This is a genomic window from Oceanicella sp. SM1341, assembly GCF_003448965.1.
Classification (GTDB): domain Bacteria; phylum Pseudomonadota; class Alphaproteobacteria; order Rhodobacterales; family Rhodobacteraceae; genus Paroceanicella.
On the sequence record NZ_QRGC01000002.1, the window covers coordinates 222,536 to 240,955 of the forward strand.

The 18,420-nt window shown below is 70.9% G+C and carries 7 protein-coding genes; 2 read left to right on the forward strand and 5 right to left on the reverse strand.

All coding sequences use genetic code 11. The features are described 5' to 3' along the window. Positions 1–41 precede the first annotated feature (41 nt). Positions 42–491 (forward strand): cytochrome c, encoded by a 450-nt coding sequence (locus D3P35_RS02995; protein WP_370029939.1) that lies wholly within the window; start codon positions 42–44, stop codon positions 489–491. 76 nt (positions 492–567) lie between these two features. On the opposite strand, the gene D3P35_RS03000 is transcribed toward D3P35_RS02995, so the two are convergent. The 4 genes from D3P35_RS03000 to D3P35_RS03015 form a co-directional block, all read right to left on the reverse strand. Then, complete coding sequence (locus D3P35_RS03000; protein ID WP_118132971.1) at positions 568–1,428, reverse strand: DUF305 domain-containing protein; 861 nt, start codon at positions 1,426–1,428, stop codon at positions 568–570. A gap of 23 nt (positions 1,429–1,451) precedes the next feature. After that, positions 1,452–1,979, reverse strand: a complete 528-nt coding sequence (locus tag D3P35_RS03005; RefSeq protein WP_118132972.1) for a cytochrome c — start codon at positions 1,977–1,979, stop codon at positions 1,452–1,454. 437 nt (positions 1,980–2,416) lie between these two features. Then, a complete protein-coding gene (locus D3P35_RS03010; protein ID WP_118132973.1) occupies positions 2,417–4,768 on the reverse strand; it encodes an arylsulfatase in 2,352 nt (783 codons plus the stop codon). An 820-nt stretch (positions 4,769–5,588) separates the two neighbouring features. Then, positions 5,589–6,017, reverse strand: coding sequence for a peptidylprolyl isomerase (locus D3P35_RS03015; protein WP_118132974.1), 429 nt, complete (start codon positions 6,015–6,017; stop codon positions 5,589–5,591). 833 nt (positions 6,018–6,850) lie between these two features. Between D3P35_RS03015 and D3P35_RS03020 the strand changes: the two genes are divergently transcribed. After that, positions 6,851–7,495: a hydrolase gene (locus tag D3P35_RS03020; RefSeq protein ID WP_118132975.1), complete on the forward strand. Its 645-nt coding sequence runs from the start codon at positions 6,851–6,853 to the stop codon at positions 7,493–7,495. 51 nt (positions 7,496–7,546) lie between these two features. On the opposite strand, the gene D3P35_RS03025 is transcribed toward D3P35_RS03020, so the two are convergent. After that, positions 7,547–18,412, reverse strand: coding sequence for a hypothetical protein (locus tag D3P35_RS03025; RefSeq protein WP_118132976.1), 10,866 nt, complete (start codon positions 18,410–18,412; stop codon positions 7,547–7,549). Positions 18,413–18,420 lie beyond the last annotated feature (8 nt).

The window sequence follows — 18,420 nt, forward strand, 5'->3', positions numbered from 1 at the left end:
GCGAAGCGGTCGGGCCTCGTTCAGCAAAGGAGATCTGCGCATTGCCGGACATCCTCGCCAGCACGCGCCGGAGCGGAGTGTTCGCCGGAGCCCTGATCCTCGCGATCATCGCGGGATGGCTTGCCGCCACCGCCGCGGCCTCCGAAGACGTCATTGCGCAGGGCCGGCAGATCTATGCGGATCAGTGCGCCGCCTGCCACGGAGCCGAGCTCGAGGGGCAGCCCGACTGGCGCTCGCCCCTGCCCTCGGGCCGGCTGCCCGCGCCACCGCATGACGCGAGCGGCCACACCTGGCACCATCCCGACGAGGTCCTGTTCCGGATCGTCAGGGAGGGCACGGCCGCCATCGTGGGCGGCGGGTACGAAAGCGACATGCCGGGCTTCGGAGACGTGCTGAGCGATGCGGAGATCCGCGCCGTCCTCGCCTATATCAGGAGCACCTGGCCGGAGCGCGAGCGCCGCTACCAGGAGAGCGTGTCGCGGGCGGACTGACCACCCCGCCGGGAGATCGGCAGGCCAAAGCCGGGGCGCCGCACCGGCGACCGGGGAAGACCCGCTCCCCCGGTCGTCATCCCGCTCCGCAGGAGTAGAAGCCGCTGTAGCCCACGCGGAGCCCCTCATCGAGCTCGAACACCAGCTCCGCGTTCCGGCGCCAGGTGGCGTCGTCGCCGAGCGGTCGGACGGTGACGGTGGTGCCGGGAGCCGAGAACGCGGCCCCGCCCCCCTGCGGCTCACCGGCCGCATCGAGGGCCACGAGGACGCCGTTGAGCTTCACCGCGCCCGCGCCGCTTTCGCCGGCCCGGAGGATCGGGTCGGTCTCCGGGCTGCGGTTGAAGGTGCAGGGGGCGGCGGTTTCCAGCACCCGGTCGGCTTCGGCCGCGGGGATCGGCGCCAGGTCGAGCCGGCTGATGAGGGTGTTCGAAAGCGCATCCTGCACGCTGCCGGGTTCGGCCGGCGGGTCCTGGTACACGCTCTGCGCCACCTGGCCCTCGGAGGTGTCGTCGATCAGGTAGCGCATCTCGGCGATCTCGCGCCGCTGCGCCGCGATGATCTCGTCGGCCAGCTTGCGCACGCGCGGGTCGCGGATCTGCGCCCGTTCGGAGGTCATGATCGCGATCGAGTGGTGCGGGATCATCGCGCTCATGTAGCTGGGGCCGGAGACCGTGACCTGGCTGCGGACCAGCCAGAGCGACCCGGCGAAAACGATGATCGAACCGAGGAAGATCGCGATGTTGAGGCGCTTGTTCGAGTACATGCCGAGCATGAAGGCGAGCATGACGACGGCCATCGTCGCCCCCATCATGATCGCCATGTAGGTTCGCGTCTCGGAGAAGAAGACGTGCTCCCAAGCGTAGGTGTTGAGATACATGAGGATGAACATCACCACGGTCGAGGTGAGGATCATCAGGCCGAAGCGCACATAGGACATGTCTCGGAATTCCTGTTCTTTGTCTATGGGTCGGCGGCGTCGGAAAGTCTCGCGTAATCCTCCGCCGTCAGTCCGGGAAGCGACGTCACGAACGCCGTCAGCGCGACGATTTCCCCCGGGGCATGGGTCGGACCGAACGCCGGCATGCCGCTCATCCCGATCCCGTTGGTGATGATCCACCGGATCTCCGCGGGGCTCCACCCGCCGGCCGCCTCGGTCAGTTGCGGCGGCTCGGGGCGCATGCCGCGTGACCAGTCCGCCGGATCGCCCCCCGGGGTGCCGTGGCAATGCGCGCAGCTGTGCGCGTAGTGCTGCGCCCCTTCCGCGACGAGATCCTCCGGGAAGCTCTCCGGAAGCCCGGCGCCATCGGCGCGGCTCGCGACCGAGCGGTGCATCGTCGTGTCGAGCGTCCAGCGGACCGCATCGGCGTGCCGGTCCGAGGCAGCGACATTGTAGGCGCCGCTGTAGGCCACGGTAAGCCAGCCGGCGACAGCGAGAAGGATCGTTCCGATGATCCCCAGCGCGAGGCCGGCTCCGAATGTCTTCGTCATGCATCCCTCTCTCTTCCGCCCGTCGGCACTGGCTGACGTCCGGACGCGCCTTCGGGAGGGCGCCCTCGTCTTCGGGGGTGTCTCTGGCGAACAATCAATTGCGCTGAGGGTTCCCCGAAACCTCGGGAAGCGGCCGGGGGGCGGTGACGGATGGGGCCCGGGGCCGCTCGGCGTGCGGCGGGCGCGAGTTCCTGCACGGCGATCCGCGCCGCCCCGGGCGGGCGCATCGCCGCTCTCGGTGCGCAACGCGGCATCGCCCCCTCCGCCGGCCGCACCCCCGGGGAGCCTGCCCGGCACCGGCTCGCCTGCCTCGTGCCGATCGGGCCTTCGCGAGACCGGGCCCGGGGCGCTGGCCGGGGCCGATACTCGACATCGGGCTCCCGGTCCCCCCGGGGGGCAGGCCGGCGACCGGGACCGGCGGCCTGCCCTCGCCGGTCTCAGGGCCGGAGATCGACCACCACCTCCTCGAGCCGGCCCTCGAAGGTCAGCGGCGTCCGGTAGTCGTAGGTGACCGGCGTTCCGGTGTCGGAGCCGATGTCCTGGTTCTCGGAAAGCGAGTACTTGAACGGGGTCGTGCGCCCGATCTCGCCCCTGCCGACCTCCTGGCCATCCACGGAGAGGGTCAGCGTGCCGCCCCCGCCCATCTCCTCGCCGCCCGCATAGGCGAAGGTCATCGCCACCTCATGGGTGCCGGCTGCCAGCGGGGCCCCGGCCTCGACCGTGTAGAGCTCGACGTCGATGAAGTTGTGCGCGGCCTTCAGCAGCCCGTCCCTGAGGTAGAAGGCCCAGCCGCCGGTGTTGCCGCCCTGGGTGAAGATCATCCCGTTCGCCCCCTCGCCGATGTCGAGCCTCGCGCTGACGGAGAAGGACTTGTTCTTGAGATCGGGGGCCGAGGATTCCGGCAGGCCGGCCAGCGGCCCGGCATAGGTGAAGCTGGTGCGGTCTCCGGCGAGGTTCGGCTTGCCGGTGAATTCGGCGCTGAAGCGCTCGGCCCCGCGCCAGTCCAGCGGCAGGGCCTTGTTGGCGGCCGCCTGTGCCCACCACAGCGCCTTGAGCTGCTCGAGCTTCCCGGGGTTCTCCCCGGCCAGGTCCCTGGCCTGGGAAAAGTCCTCCTCGAGGTTGTAGAGCTCCCATTTCGCGGTGAACGGGTCCCACTCGCCGCGCTCGGGCTGCCAGGGCTCGAAGGAGAGCGAGGCGGCCCACCATCCGCCCTGGTACATGCCGCGATTGGCGAACATCTCGAAATACTGGCTGGTGCGGACCTCGGGCGCTTCCGGGTCGGCGAGGGTCGGGAGGAAGCTTCTGCCCTGGATCGGCACCTGCGTCGTGCCGTTGACCGAGCGCGGCTGCGCGATGCCCGCCGCGTCGAGGATCGTCGGCGCGATGTCGATCACGTGCAGGAACTGGGTGCGCGTCTCGCCGCCCGGGCCCTGTTTCGCCGGCCAGCGCACCACCATCGGGTTGCGCACGCCGCCCAGGTGGCTCGCCACCTGCTTGGTCCACTGGAAGGGCGTGTCCATCGCCCAGGCCCAGCCGGCGGGGAAGTGATTGAAATGCATCTCCGTCCCGATCTCGTCGATCCGGTCGATCATCTCCCCGGTCTTCATCAGATAGGCGTTGAAGAACGCGTTCTCGTTGAGCGTGCCGTCGAAGCCGCCCTCGGCAGAGGCGCCGTTGTCGCCGACGATGTAGATGATCAGCGTGTTGTCCGCGTCGGGCAGGCTCCCGACATAGTCGAGCACGCGGCCGACCTCGTGGTCCACCTGTTCGCCGAAGGCGGCGAACACCTCCATCATCCGCTCGTAGAGGCGCTTCTGGTCAGCGTCGAGGCTGTCCCAGGCGGGCAGGCTCGCGGGGCGGGGCGTCAGCTCGGTATCCGCGGGGATGATCCCCTGCGCCTTCTGCCGCTCGAAGGTCTGCTCGCGGTAGGCGTCCCAGCCCATGGCGAACTTGCCGGCGTATTTCTCGATCAGCTCCCTCGGCGCCTGGTGAGGCGCGTGGGTGGCCGCCGGGGCGAGATAGGCAAACCAGGGTTTCGCCGGCTGGATCGCCTCGAGCGTCTTCAGCCAGTCGATCGTGCGGTCCGCCAGGTCGACGCTGAGGTAGTAGTCCGCTGCCGTCGGCGTGCCGATCGGGGTCTGGTTCTCGAAGAGGTAGGGCCGAAGCTGGTTCGTGTCGCCGGCCATGAAGCCGTAGAAGTAGTCGAAGCCCAGCCCGTTCGGCCAGTGATCGAAGGGGCCCGCGGCGGAGGTCTCGTAGATCGGCGTGTTGTGGTTCTTGCCGATCCAGGCGGTGGCATAGCCGTTCTGGCGCAGGATCTCCGAGACGGTGGCAGTATCCTTCGGGATGACGCCCGTGTAGCCGTCGTAGCCGGTGGCGAGCTCGGTGATCACGCCGGTGCCCGCGACATTGTGGTTGCGCCCGGTCAGGAGCGCGGCCCGGGTCGGCGAGCAGAGCGCGGTGGTGTGAAAGCGCGTGAAGGTCAGCCCCTCGGCGGCCAGCGCATCCATCGCGGGCGAGGGCACGCCGCCGCCCGTCACGCCGAACTGGCCGAAGCCGACGTCGTCCAGCAGCACCAGCAGCACGTTCGGCGCGCCCTCCGGCGCCCTGACCGGCTGGGGGAACTGCGCGGGATCGGCATCCTGGAAGGTCGTGCCCACATCGCCGCCGAACTTCTTCTCCGCATAGGGGAGGACGGCCTGTCCGCCCCGCGCCGGGCTCTGCGGCGCCTCCTGCGCCAGAACGCCGACCCGGCCGCCCGTTGCGCTCGCCAATACCACGGATGCCATGAAAGCCGCCGCGCACAGCCGCCTCTGTTGCCGTCCAGTCATGGGGTCAACTCCTCGTCTCGGACCCAGCCAAACCGGCCGCGGAGCCGGTTCTCGTCAGCGGAGCAGGGGTCCCGACACGGGAGCCCTGGTCTCCCTCGGGCTGCAGTGGCGAAAGCGCCGGGCTCGGGAGAGGCGGCCCGGACGAGGCTCCGATGGCGCATTGCGAGCTGCCGGGCCAGATACTCCGCCCCTGCATGCGCGCCGGATTCGGCTGGTCAGCCTCGGCACGGACATCCGCGGAAAGGATCATGCAACCGGGATTTTCAGTCAATTTATATATTGGGCGGAAATTCTGAATCCGATACTTGCCATTGAGCGGTTTCAGCGCGTTTGGTTCTAGCCTTTATTTCCTTTCTTCGTGAATTATTCAAACATAAAGGTTCAAGCGTATCGAGATGAAATTCGATGATCAACTTTCGAATTTCTGACTAATATCGAATAAATTCAGAATGTTATGCCTCGGCAGGGCGCGGATGTCAGCGATGGCCGTCCCGTCCGCCACCCGTCTCCTGTCCGGGAAGCTGCCGATGCCGCCGGCCGGACGCCGGGCCTTCGCATGATCGGCAGCCGTAGCCGGATTGCGGGAAACGGCAGGCGGCGATCCCTTGCGGGGCCGGAGATCGAGAGCGATGCGGCGTCGGAGGAGCGGCGCTCCCCTGGCCGGGGGGCGTCGCGCGCAGACCAGGCTCACCCGGTCCGCGGGGGGAGGCCCGCGGCGCGGGCTTCCAGGGGTGCGGGCGGCGGGGCCCCGGGGGCCGCCGCCCGCGGAGGACGCGCCTCAGGCGATGGCGACGAGTTCCACGTCGAAGATCAGCGCCTTGCCGGCTAGCGGGTGGTTGGCATCGAGAACCACCTCGGTGTCGGTCACGTCGGCGATGGTCACGTTCAGGGTCTGGCCGTCCTGGGTCTGCACCTGCAGCTGGGTGCCCGGGTCGGTGGGGATATGCCCCGGCAGGCGGGCGCGCTCGACAGCCTGCATCCGCTCCGGCTGGTGCTCGCCGTAGGCGTCGGCGGCCTCGACGCGCACGGTGCGCTTCTCGCCCACTTCCATGCCGGTGAGGCCGGCTTCCAGCCCGGGAATGATCTGCCCCGAGCCGAGCTCGAAGGACAGCGGGTCACGGCCCTCGGAACTGTCGAAAACCGATCCGTCGTCCAGCGAGCCTTTGTAGTGAAGATGCAGGGTATCGCCCGGCTTTGCTTGGGTCATCGTGCGTGTCCTTTCGGGTGATTGTGAATTTTCGAGGCCGCGTGCTGCGCGGGTTGCTCGGTCGTTCAGCAGCCAAGCTGGCCACTCGGAGCCGGAATGTAAACCTTTCGCGGGCAATTCATTCGTGCCGGCGCGGCCCGGCACTGTGCCATATGCCCGGAATTCGGGGAGAAATCGGCACGGCAGCAGGCCGTCGGAGGGGCGGAATTCTTTCGCGCGCCGCGGTCAGTTCTGTGTCGCGGTGCAAATATTCATCGAATCCGGGCGCCATAATCGCCTGTCATTCTCAAGAATCGGGGAAGTTTTCGGCCTTCCTGTGTCCGGGTGTTCAAGAGTTCGCCGCTCGTGCCGGCCGGGCCCTCCGGGGGGTGCCGATCCCGGGGCCGGAGGGAGACGCCCAGGGGCCCGACGAGGCCGGGCGGCCGGGCGCGGTCCCCGGCGCCCGTCGCGGCCGGATTGCCCGCGGTGAGCGCCGCCGGGAGAGGGCCTTCGCGGCCCGGGGCGGGTGAGTCGCGCAAGGGGCGGCCGGCCCCGCCATCGGTCGGCGTTCCACCTCCCGACACACAGCTTCCCGGCGCGCGAGGCTAGCCCGGCGGGTCCGCACGGCGCAGTCTCGGCGGCGGGCAGGGCCGGTTCCGGTGCCTGCCTGCCCTGCGGGCCAGTGCCGCGAATCGCGCCAGCAGGAGGATGCCTCGATGGGTTCTCCGGAGCGTCCGGACACGCCTCCGCCCCGGCCAGCGCACGCCGGCACCATCCGCCCCCGCAGCGGCGCCCGGACAGGACCTCACCGGCCCGGGCGGCCTGTTTCCCCTCCCGAAGCAAAGGAATGCCAAGTGGCAAGCGAAAAGATCCGCAATCCCCAGACCGACCAGCTGCTCACGCCGCAGAACGCGGCCTTCATCGTCATCGACTACCAGCCGATCCAGGTGTCCTCCATCCGCTCCATGCCGCGCGACGAGCTGGTGTTCAACATCGTCAGCACCGCCCGGGCGGCGGTGAACTTCGGCCTGCCCATCGTGCACTCGACGGTGAACGTCGAGACCGGCCGCAACAAGCCGCCGATCGCCGAGCTGCAGCAGGTGCTGGGCCATCTGCCCACCTGGGACCGCACCTCGATCAACAGCTGGGAAGACACCGGCTTCCGCCAGGCGGTGCGCGAGGCCGAGCGGCCCAAGCTCATCATGACCGCGCTCTGGACCGAGGCCTGCCTCACCTTCCCGGCGCTCGATGCCATCCGCGAGGGCTACGAGGTCTACGTGCCGGTCGATGCCGTGGGCGGCACGTCGCTCGCGGCGCACGAGGCCGCGCTGCGGCGCATCGAGCAGGCGGGGGCCAGGCTCATCAGCCGCGTGCAGATGTATTGCGAGCTGCAGCGCGACTGGGCACGCGAGGAGACCGTGCCGGGCTTCATGGAAGTCTTCCAGAACCACGACGGCTTCAACGTCGAGGCCGCCGCGGCGGAGGCAGAGACCGCGTGAGACCGCGCGGCCCCGGTTCGCCCGGGGCCGCCACCTCCCGCGCCGCGCGGCCTAGCCGGGCGGCGCGTGGAGCGAGCGGATGCGCAGCAGCGGCGGCTGCTTGTCCACCGAGGCGGAGGAGGCCGCGAAGATCTCGAGGTCGAGGCTGAAGCGCGGCTCGCCCAGGCTGTCGGGGTTGAGCTTCATCTCCGCCGCCCGCGCCGACATCGCCGCCGCCACGGTGCGCACGATCTCCGGCTCGCTCGCCTGCCGGATGGTGACGGCAGTGGGCAGCAGCAGGTTCAGCGGCAGGCTCACCCGGGGCAGGCCGATGGTGGCGTTCGTGACCCGGTAGCTGTAGGCCCCGGCGAGCCGCAGGAACACCGGGTCCTCGCCCGCGCGCCGGGTGAGGCCGATGAAGAAGCGCGACAGCCCGGCCTCGAAGCGCGAGCCGCCTTCTTCCGTCTCCGGGTCGAGCGCCGCATCGAGATCGTAGCTGTCGTAGACCAGGTTCGGCGTGTAGGGCGCGGGAAAGCCGGTCTCCGGCGTGGTGAAGACGAAGGCCGGCGCCGCCGAGAGCCCCTCCGCCAGCACCCGGTTGCGGGTGATGCGCACCGTCGGCCGGGCGTCCTGCACCCGGAACAGGCCGAGGTCGCGGAAGGCGAGCTGCTTCTCGCGCACGCGGCGCACCTGCTCGGGGGTGGCGAAGCTGCCGTCGGCGCGCCTGTAGCGCCAGGCGGCCGCGGCGCCGGCGATGCTCTCGCCGCTCCAGGGCTCCGCGGTCCAGCGCCCGGGGTTGAGCAGCACCTCGGGGGTGAACGCCTCCGGCTTCGGGCCGGTGGCGCCGGTGACCGAGAGGTTGGTGACCGCGACGACCCCGGCATTGCCCTCGGCGCGCAGCTCGATGTCGAACTCGGCGGTGATCTGGCGCTCCGGCGCGTCGCGCAGCCCGAGCCCGGCCGCCGGCTTCGCCCAGTCGGCATAGGCGGTCGCCACGTCTTCGAGCAGCGTGTTGAACCGGTCCAGCGCCGCGTGCAGGCGGGTGACATCGCTGTCGGTGCTGCGGGCGAGCGGGCCCACGGCGCGCGCCGCGGCGGTGATCTCGGCCACCAGCGCCCGGGAGCCGAGCGCGAAGGCGCCGAGGGCGGCGAAGAGCGCGTCCTCCCCCGGCACGGCGAGCGCCCGCGACACCAGGTCCGGGTCGTTGAACAGCACCCGGCAATGCGGCGAGTCCTGCATCGGCGGCTCCGCGTCGAAGCTGAACAGGTAGTCCCAGTCGGCCAGCGCCTCCGGCGGGTCGCCGGGCGCCCACTTGCCGCGGCCGCCCTGGTCGACCATGCGCGGCGGGCTGGGCAGGGTGCGCAGCACGTTGGGGAAGGTGACCGGCCCGGCGGTGAGCCGGGTCGCCGCGGGCGGCAGCAGGAAGGTGAGGAAGGTGCTCTGGGTGTAGCCGGGCAGGTCCGGCACCTCGCGGAAGTCGGTGTCGACGCCGGTGACGTTGAAGGCGAGCTGCAGCGGCACGGCGCCGCGCGCCGCGGGGTTGCCGCTCGATACGGTGAGCGCGAGCCGGGAGCGCGGGCCGGGGCCGGAGGGCGTGTCCATCCGCGTGAGGCCGAAGCCGCCGCCCGCCACCGAGAGCGCGGCCGCGTCCGGCGCGCCGCCGGTGATGCCGGCGCTGCCGCGCACCTCGGGCGGGGCGCTGCCGCCGCCCCCGCCCCGGTCTGCCGCGTCGGCCACGTCGTAGACCGCGACGGAGCTGAGCGCGCTCGCCGCCGAGAGCCGGCCGAGCATGCGCGAGAACAGTTCACGGCGTGCCGCCTCGGCATAGGACGCGGGGTCGGAGATGCCGGAATGCGGCTCGACCACCGGGATCAGCGTTTCCGCCGTCGTGCGGGCCAGGTCGACCTTGAGCGAGAGCAGCCGCTCCGCCTGCGGCGCCGCGCCCTCGCCGCGCGCGGCCGCGAGCTGGTCGGCGATCTCGGCCGGCACGATGATCTCCGGCGAGAGCAGGGCGTCGACCGTGTCGTAGACAGTGTTGAGCCATTCGTTCATGTCCGCGGCGGTGACATTGGCCCGGGCCCCGTCGGGACCGGGCACCGTGCCGCTGCGCAGGTTCCTCGCCACCGGCCTCGGCGCGAAGAACACCGGCCCCCCGGCATAGGTCTCGGTATCGACGAGATCCCAGGTGAGGCCGCTCTCGGGTTCGCGGCCCGGATCGCCGATCTTGACCACCCAGAGCGGCCGGCGCGCCGTGCCGCCGCCGGAGGTGGGGGCGAGGGCGAGCTTGAAGGCCCCGTCGTTCACCGCGGCGAAGGCGGCCTCGAAGCTGGCCGCGAAGGCCTTGAGATCCTCGCCGGCGGCGGGGCCGGCCGCGGCGGCCTCCGGCGTCGGGGGGGAGCGGTCCGGCAGCACCTCGCTCGCGGCCGAGTGGCGCGCCGGGTCGGCGGCCAGCAGCGGGTCGCAGAGCTCGGCGCGCCGGCTCAGGCGCATCTCCACCGACAGTTCGAACACCGAGGCGGCGCGGATCTCCTTTTCCGCGTAGCGGGTCGAGAGGGTGATGGCCGGTCGCAGGGCGCTGTCCCTGCCGGCGCGGCGCGCGTCGAGGAACTGGCCGCAGTCGGAGACGAAGCGGCGCAACTCGTCGATCGGGATCTCCTGGCGCCCGGCGTCCTGCACGGTGGCGTTCAGCTCCAGCCGGATGGCGGATTGCTCGGAGCCGCCGTCGAGCTTGTAGACCTGGAAGAGCTGGAAGATGACCGCGAGGAAGGCGTCGTAGTCGTCCTGGGCCTGGGTCTGCCAGGCCGGCAGCCCGGCGCGGATCGACTGGTTCTGCGGCGCGTCCGGGGCGCTGGCGGGGAAATAGGCCTCCGTGTTGAGGCGCAGTGCCACCATCAGCTCGAACGGGCCCTCCGGGCTGCGGCGCTCGAACCAGTAGGAGGCCTCGACATTCGGCCACTGGTCCGTGCCGATCACCGGGTCGACATAGCCCACCGGGATCAGCAACGTGTCGACCGGGCTCTCGGCTGAGGGCTGGACCGGCGCGCTCCAGTCCGAGACCACGAGATTGCCGTAGAGGTCGAGCCAGCGCGCCGTCACCTGGGCCCGGGTGCCCACGCCGGCATAGGGGTTCGGGGTGTCGCGGTCCAGCCAGCCGGGCCAGCGCGCCGGGTTCGCGCCCTGCAGGAGCGCCAGCGTGGCGTTGAGCGACTGGGTGAAGGCATGGCGCGTGCTGTCCTGGCCGCCTTCGGCGGAAGAGCCGGTGGGCATGGTCTCGGGCGAGGCCTCGTAGTCGGCCGTGGCGCGCAGACGGGCCGACATCTGGGTGAAGCGGCGGTTGAGATAGGTGGTGGGGTCTTCCTCGTCGGCCTCGATGCCGGTGCCGAAATCGATGGTCCGCGCCAGCGACAGGCCGATATTGCCCACCCCGATCCCGGGCTGGAAGGCATAATCGGTGGCGCTGTAGGTGCCGGTGCTCCAGTCGATCCTGCGCCCGGCCATCAGCGTGCCGAGGGCCTCGGCGCGCTCGCCGCGCGTCGCCGCGATGCCGGCGAGGGTATAGTCGGGCCCGCCGCCCTCCGGCGGCGGCTCGGGCACCACGAAGACCGCCGAGGCGTCGAAGCGGAAGTCCCAGATCGACCACAGGCCGAAGCTCACGTTCGGGTTCCAGCTCCTCAGGATCTCGGGTGTCAGCCGGCCGGGGTCGTTCGGGATGAGCCGCTGGCCGAGGATGGCGACGTACTTGTCGAACTCCGTGCCCTCGCCGGGCGCCTGCGCCACCAAGTACATGTCGTGCGGGGTGACCTGCAGCGTGAACCGGCCGAGCGGCACTTCGGTGCCCGCGGGCAGGGGACGGTCGCGGTTCATGAAGCCCAGGTCGCCCGGCGCCACGCCGAGGTCGGCCGCCAGTTCGGACCAGGGCTTGCCGCCCGTCGCGACCTCGGCGCTCTGCTCCTCGGCCACGAGCACCGGCGGGCCGAGGGAGGGGTCGACGTTGTCGTAGGTGAGCACGCTGTCGGCGAAGGCGGGGAACTTGTGGGCAAATTCCTCCGTGCCCTCGCCCTGCGGCAGGGAGATGCTGCGCGGCAGGCCGATGAGGATGCGCACCGTGGCCAGCCCGTCGTTGGAGAACAGGTGGTCGGGCAGGCCCTGGCCGTCGGCCAGCGTGCCGTAGAGCAGGTAGTAGCCCCCCGAGCGGTTGATCGACAGTTCCCAGAGCTGCTTGAGGAAGGCCCCGGCACCCGGCTGGATGCCCGAGAGCCGCTCACCCTCCTCCTCCAGCGCGGCGGCGGGGTCGGCCCCGCGGGCGAGCGCCTCGAGGCGGCTGGTCTCCGCGATCAGGCTCACGTACTCGCGTGAGCCGCGGCCGATGATGGTGGTGGCGTCGGTGCCGCCGTCCGGATAGGCCACGAAGATCGCGCGGATGGGCGTCTCCGCCCCCGCGCCGGTGAGGGCGGCGTCGAAGCGGATGAGCTCGGCGATGCGCGCGGCATCGCTCTCGCTCACGCCCACCACCTCGTACATGAACGGCTGGCTGGCCGAGGCCGGCACGGCGCCCGGCGGGGCATCGGCCGGGCGCAGCACGCGCGCGCGCGCCGATACCTCGCGCCCGGCCAGCCGCTGCACGCGCAGCGAGACGGTGAGCATCGGCGCCCAGTTGGGCAGCGGCGCGGCGCTGAGCCCGCCGGTGGCGGCGTCGCCCTCGCCCTTGCGCACGTCGAAGGCGGGCAGCAGCGTGAGCGTGCGGCGGATGTCGGCGCCGGTGTCGCGCGCGGTGGCGGCACGGCGGGCGGCCACGCCGCTCACCGGCCGGGGCAGGGCCCAGAGATAGGGCTGGGGCTGCACCCCCTGGCCCCCCGCGCTGCCCGCGCCGGTGAGCCCCGCCACCTCCGTATGGTCGGAAAGCGACCAGAGCACCGGCTCGACCAGCCCGTAGCTCGCGGCACTGCGCGCCACGAAGCTGCGCGTGTCGGGCAGGGTGAGGCCGGGGGGCGCGAAGCGGCAGGGCTCGCCGCCGCCGGTGCCGCGGATGGCGTTCGCCACCCGTGCGAGCACCGCCACCTCGGGCGCGAAGTCGAACTGCAGGTCGACCGGGTTCTCGCTGCCGGGCGCGGAGGCGCTGTCGTCGAAGCGGATCCACTCCCGCGCGCGGTCGCGCTGCAGCCGCAGGATGAACTGCGCCGGCAGCCCGTCGTCCGGGTAGGGGGCGACGGGAAACTGCTGGCCGGTGAGCTGCTGCAGGCCGAAGTCCTTCGCCTCCGGCGCGCTGCCGCCGTAGAGGAAGGTCTGGTCGAAGCTGATGCCCGCCGCGCTGTTGGGCAGGCGCAGCCCGGGCACGAGCTGGCGGGTGCACACCCGCGCCGCCTTGCCGTAGGCGCCGTTGCGCAGCAGGCCGGCGTTGAGCGTGTCGGCCTGCAGCCAGTGCAGGCCGGGGATGCGCACCGTGGCCCCGGGCACGGCGGCGGCGTCGAACAGCCCGGGCGTGGCGTGGTTGCGCGGCTCCCGCGCGAAGGTCTCGACGGTGACGTTGTAGGTGTTGAGGATCTCGCGCAGGGTCTGGCCGCCGGCGAGCCGGTAGCTCACCACCGGCAGGGCCAGCGTGGCGGCGGGGCGGAACAGGTCGGTGAGCGTGGACTCGTTGAGCCCCGCCACCAGGTCGTCGAGGGTGAGCCCGGCCTGCCCGCCTGCCGCGAGGATGCGGTCGAAACTGTCGTTCAGCCCGATCACGTGCTCGAACACCGCGCCGGAGGCGCTCACCCGCAGCCGCAGCCGGGTGCCGGCGCGCAGGATGTCGGTGGCGTGCAGGTTGGTCTCCACCAGGGCCTTCGCGGTGAGGCCGAAATGCGTGTCGTCGGTGTATTTCGCAGTGATGGCGCGCAGGCTGTCGCCGGTCTGCACGTCGTACAGCACGCCGGGCACGTAGAGCAGCTCGGCATTGCTCAGCGGCGTGTCGAGAAGCGCGAGGAACACCTCGGCCGGGGTGATCGGATGGTCCGCCTCCGGGACGTCGGGCCGGGAGGGGTTCAGCGCCCGGATGATGTCGTTGACGGAGGTCTTCTCCCCCAGCACGAGGGGATAGCTGTCGAGCGTGTCGAGCGCGCCCTGCACGAGCTGGCGCGCGAGGATCGAGAAGTAGTCGGTGAGCACCAGCCCGGCCATGGCCGAGTTGCCTTGCGCGTCGGTGAGGCCGCGCACCCCGGCGCGGGGGGTGTCGCTGCCGGTCTCGTCAGCGAGGTTGTCCAGCCGCGCCGCCACCTTGCCGAAGAGGTTGCGCACGCTGTCGCGGTAGCTGTCGTGCACCGAGACGTAGCGGAAGAACTCGATGGTGGAGGTGGTGCCGTCGCCCTTCGCCGAGGGCACCTGCATCGAGACGCCGTCGAACACCGGGAAGGCGGCGGCGCCGTTTTCCAGCCGGGCCTTCCAGGTGCTGCCGTCGGCGGCGCAGTCGGCCTCCGCGTTGAGCCTGTGCACCACGAGGGTGAATTCCTTCGACAGGAAATCATCCATGATCCACTGGTAGTCGAGGAAGCTGCGCGCGGGGTCGGCCAGCAGGCGCAGGGCGGCGTCGAGCTTCCGGCGGGTGAGCACGGTGTCGTTCTCGGCCATGGCGCGGAAGCTGTCGGCCCCGGTGATGTTGGCGACAACATGCTCCAGCAGCTTGCCGCCCAGCCGGTAGAGCGAGCTGTCCTCGGGGGCGAACTCCGGCGAGGATCCCGGCGCGTCGATCATGTAGCTCATGATGAAGGCGGCCTGCTGGCTGCGCGCTGCGTCCCCGGCCGTGGGGTCGGGGCTGAACACCGTGTCGGAGAGCGCCACGAACAGGTTGAGCTCCTGCCGGCCCTCCGCGCGGGGGCGCAGGCGGGCGAGGCGCGCCGCGGTCTGCGACAGGGTCTCGTGCCCGGCGTAGAGCGCGAGGAACCGGTCCTGCGGCAGGCGGGCGCGCAGCGCGCGGCGCAGGCGGAAGACGCTCATGTCCCAGGGGGCGGGCTCGTTCTGCCCGATCACGATCTCCTGGCGGATGGTGGCATCGAAGCCCACGGTGATCTTGAAGGAGAAGATGCCGAAGCCGATGCGGATCTTGAGCGAGATGTGCACGCTCGCCTCCGCCGCCACGCTGATGGCGCGGTAGGTCTCGAACACCACCTCGGCATAGAGCTTCACGCCCACGTTCACCTCGGCCGAGATGATCGAGAGGTCGACCACGCCGTAGAGCTGGCCCTGGATGCCGAACACCCCGCGGATGCGGTAGTAGAAGTCCTCGTTGGCGCTCACCATGCTGCGCCGGGCGGCCAGCAGCGCCACGGCGCCGCTCTCGGTGGGGGTGAAGCCGGCCAGCACCCCCTCGAGCACGCCGAACACCGTGAGGCTGAAGCCCGCGTTCAGCGGCCCGGCGGAGATCTTGTAGCCCAGCCCGATGCGGATGCCGACGCCGAAGGCGATGACCGGGTTGAACTGGCCCTTCTCGCTGGAGGGCAGGTTCGCCTCCGACGCGGTTTCGGCGCTGTACTTGCCGAAGTAGAGCCCGGCCGCACCCAGCACCGGCACCGGCCCCACCATCGCCGTCATGGTGAAGGAGCGCTCGAAGTCGAGGTCGTGCGGGAAGCCGAGGTCGAAGTAGAAATCGCCGTTGGTGTAGATGCGGAACTCGATGTCCGCCAGCGTGACGGAGAAGGCCCCGAGCGTGAGGCTGCGGAAGGCCTCGGGGAAGGTGAAGCGGGTCTCGAACACGCCCACGTCGGCGCTGATCTTGCGGTAGAGCACGTCGAGGGCGAGGCCGTCGAAGATCTTCGCCTTCTCGCCGTTGAAGCCGATGCGCAGCCCGTAGAGCTCGGGGTCGAGGAACAGGAACTTCAGGTCGACGGTGTAGTCCTCGCCGGCCTTGAGCAGGCCGAAATCGCCGGCCACCAGCCAGGTCTTGCCGCGGTCGTAGAAGGGCTGGCCGTCCTCGGGGTTGGTGGGGTCGATGGGGTTGGTCGCCCCGTCGGAGGCGGGCAGCGCGGCGGAGAGTTTGGCGATCGCGTCGGAGATCGAGGTGAAGCCCTCGCTGTTGCGCAGCCCGATGCGCTGGCCGAGCGCCAGCAGGCGCAGGCGGAACGCGGCGTCGCCCCAGCCGGGAACGCCGCCGGAGGGCAGCTCGTCCACCGGCTGGCCCTTCTCCGGGTCGAACAGGTCGGCGAACTTCTCCTCCAGCCCGGGGATGGGCGAGGTGCCGTCGAGCAGCCCCATGGCCACGTCGGAGAGCGGGTTTCCCAGCGCGTCGGTGCGCCCGTTGGGGCGGCGGCTGAAGGTGAAGCCGCTGAATTTCATGAAGCCCAGGTCGAGCGGCGAGGCGAGCGCGTAGCGCGCCGTGATCGTGGGGTCGGCGCCCTCGGCCATGAAGAAGGTGAGGCCCAGCCCGTCGAGCGGGATGCGGTTGAGCAGGTCCCAGGGCGGCGGCAGCGAGAAGTCGCGCTGGCCCAGGGTCTCGACCATGGCCTCGACGAGCCGGCCCAGCGTCCAGCCCTTCAGGGTGAAGTCGAGGATCTTCTCCTCGATGCGGTACGTGGCGTTGAGGCCGTTCCAGTCGACGTAGAGCCGGTCGTTCGCGCCGGCGCCGGTGTCGGCGAGGATCGCCACCCGGGTGCCCGGGGTCTCCTGTGCCGCGTCCTGGCCGAACTCGTAGCCTACCACCACCGGCACGTCGATGATGCCGCGGATCAGCGTCTCGCCCACCACCGAGCCGGAATACTGCTGCCCCTCCGCCTTCGCCCCGTCGTAGCCGAGATCAAGCGTGGCGGCGGTGCGGATGCCGAAATTCGTGCCCGCGATGTCGTAGTCCCAGCTCAGCACCCCGCCCAGCCGGTAGGTGAGCGCGCCCCCTTCTTCCGTGCCGGAGGGGGCGGTGCGCGGCACCTCGCCGTCGATGGAGAAGCTCTCCACCTGCAGGGTGCCGGGCATGAACTCCGGCAGGCCCACCTTCGCGAGGAAGGTGTCGACGAGTTCGCTGAGGTTCACCGGGTGGGTGAGGGCGGCGCCGAAGCTCCACAGCGCGCCGCCCTCCACGGTGGCGTAGTTGAGATAGCCGGTGGCGCCCACGGCGTCGGAGAGGTCGATCGCGCCCTCGATGCGGGCGGTGTAGGCGGTGGCGGTGGCGCCGGTGTCGGGCAGCACGGCGGCGAGGTCCACCCGGATGTCGTGCAGCTTCAGGATCGGCGTGGGGCTGCCGCCGGAGACGAGGTCGAGCGTCGCCTCGGCGCCGAAGCGGAAGGCATAGCTGCGCTCGGTGGGTTTCACCTCCACGGCGATGTCGGAGATCTTCAGGTCGGAGCCGTTGCCGTCGGGCAGGCTCACGCCCTCGCCCGAGAGCTTCAGGATGGCGGCGCGCAGGCTCGCGGTGCCGTCGAACCGGGCCTCGAGGTCGAGGTCCTGGTTGATCCTGAGCAGGAAGTTCGGGCTGTCGGGCTCCTTCGGCACGAAGACATCGGGCCAGATGGTGAGGGCCGTCTCGAAGTTCAGGGTGGTGTCGCGGGTGGCGGCGTCGGCCATGCCGGTGACGGTCCAGAGCAGGGCGAAATGCTCCACGTCGATGCGGAAGCCGGTGTTGGGGTCGTCGATCACGCTCCAGGCCGGGCCGTCGATGGAGCGCAGGTCCATGGCGAAACTGTCGAGGCTGAGGGCGGGTTCGGCGGCCTGGCTGTAGGCGCCGGAGAAGCTGAGCCCGCCGTAGCCCACCTTGGCCACGAAGCCCTGAAGCGGTGCGGGCATGGCGCCGAAATAGCCCTCGCCCTGCGCAAGGCTCTTTGCCTCGCCGGGCTGGATGACCTCGCTCGTCTGCCCCTCGGCGGAGGCCACGAGGTCGACCTGCCAGTCGAAATCGGGCAGGGGCGCGCCGGCCCGCGCGGGAGCGGGGAATGCGCCTGTCGGCGCGGGCGCAGGGAATGCGCCTGTCGGCGCGGGAGCCGGGAGTGCGCCTGTCGGCGCGGGGAGCAGGGCCTGCCCCGGCGGCAGGAAATCGCCGGGCCGCGGCTTCAGCGAGGCGTAGAGGCGGATGTCGCGGGCCGTGCCGTCGCCCAGGGTGAGCCGGTAGTCGAAGCGCACCCCCACCGCGGGGAAGAAGGCGGCGGCGAGCGAGGTGGGGTCGAACCCGCCCTCTGCGAGCGGCGCCTGCATGCGCGCCCCTCCGGCCTCCGGCAGCAGCGCCTGCAGCGGCAGGATCTCGAAGAACACCGCCGGGGCGTCGAGATCGAGGTCGAGCAGCTTCGCCGCCAGCGCGCCCAGGTCGCCCGAGAGGCTGAGCTGCGGGAAGGGCAGCGCGCCGGGGCCGAGCACCTTGGCAAGGTTGAGCTGGCCGCTCAGCGCCAGCCCCTCGCCCCCGGGCGCGGTGTATTTCTCGATGAGCGGGCCCAGCCCGGGAAACAGCGCGCCGTATTGCGTGAAGGCATTGCCGGGCGCGAGCGACACCCGCGCGTCATAGGTGAGGCCCGGCACGATGTCGGTCTCGCCGGAAAAGGCGAGGGCGACGGCCTTGTCCGCGAAGGTGGAGAAGACGAAGCTCGCGTCGTGGAACAGCACCTGGTCGAGCGGGAAGACATCGAACTGCTCGCCGAGGAACTTGCGCAGGCTCCAGTCCTCCTGCTGGGCCACCACCACCTGGAAGCCGACGCCCGCACCGTCGATCAGCCGGAAGTTCACCGTGACGGAGAGCTTCGGGAGGAAGACGAACCTCTCGCCCAGCGTGATGCCGGTGATGGCGAAACGGTCGTCGTCGAAGGGGCCGAGGGTTCCGCCGGTCTCGAACCTCACCTTCGCGTCGCCGAAGCTGTTGCGGATGACCTCGGCGATCTGCGGCGGCACGGTGAGGCCGGTGCTGGTGAGGAAGGCCTGGTCGAGCGAGAGGCCCTCGCCGCCGATCGCCTTCTGCACGAGATCGTAGAGACTGCGGAACGGTGTGGGCTCGTCCATGTCGGGGC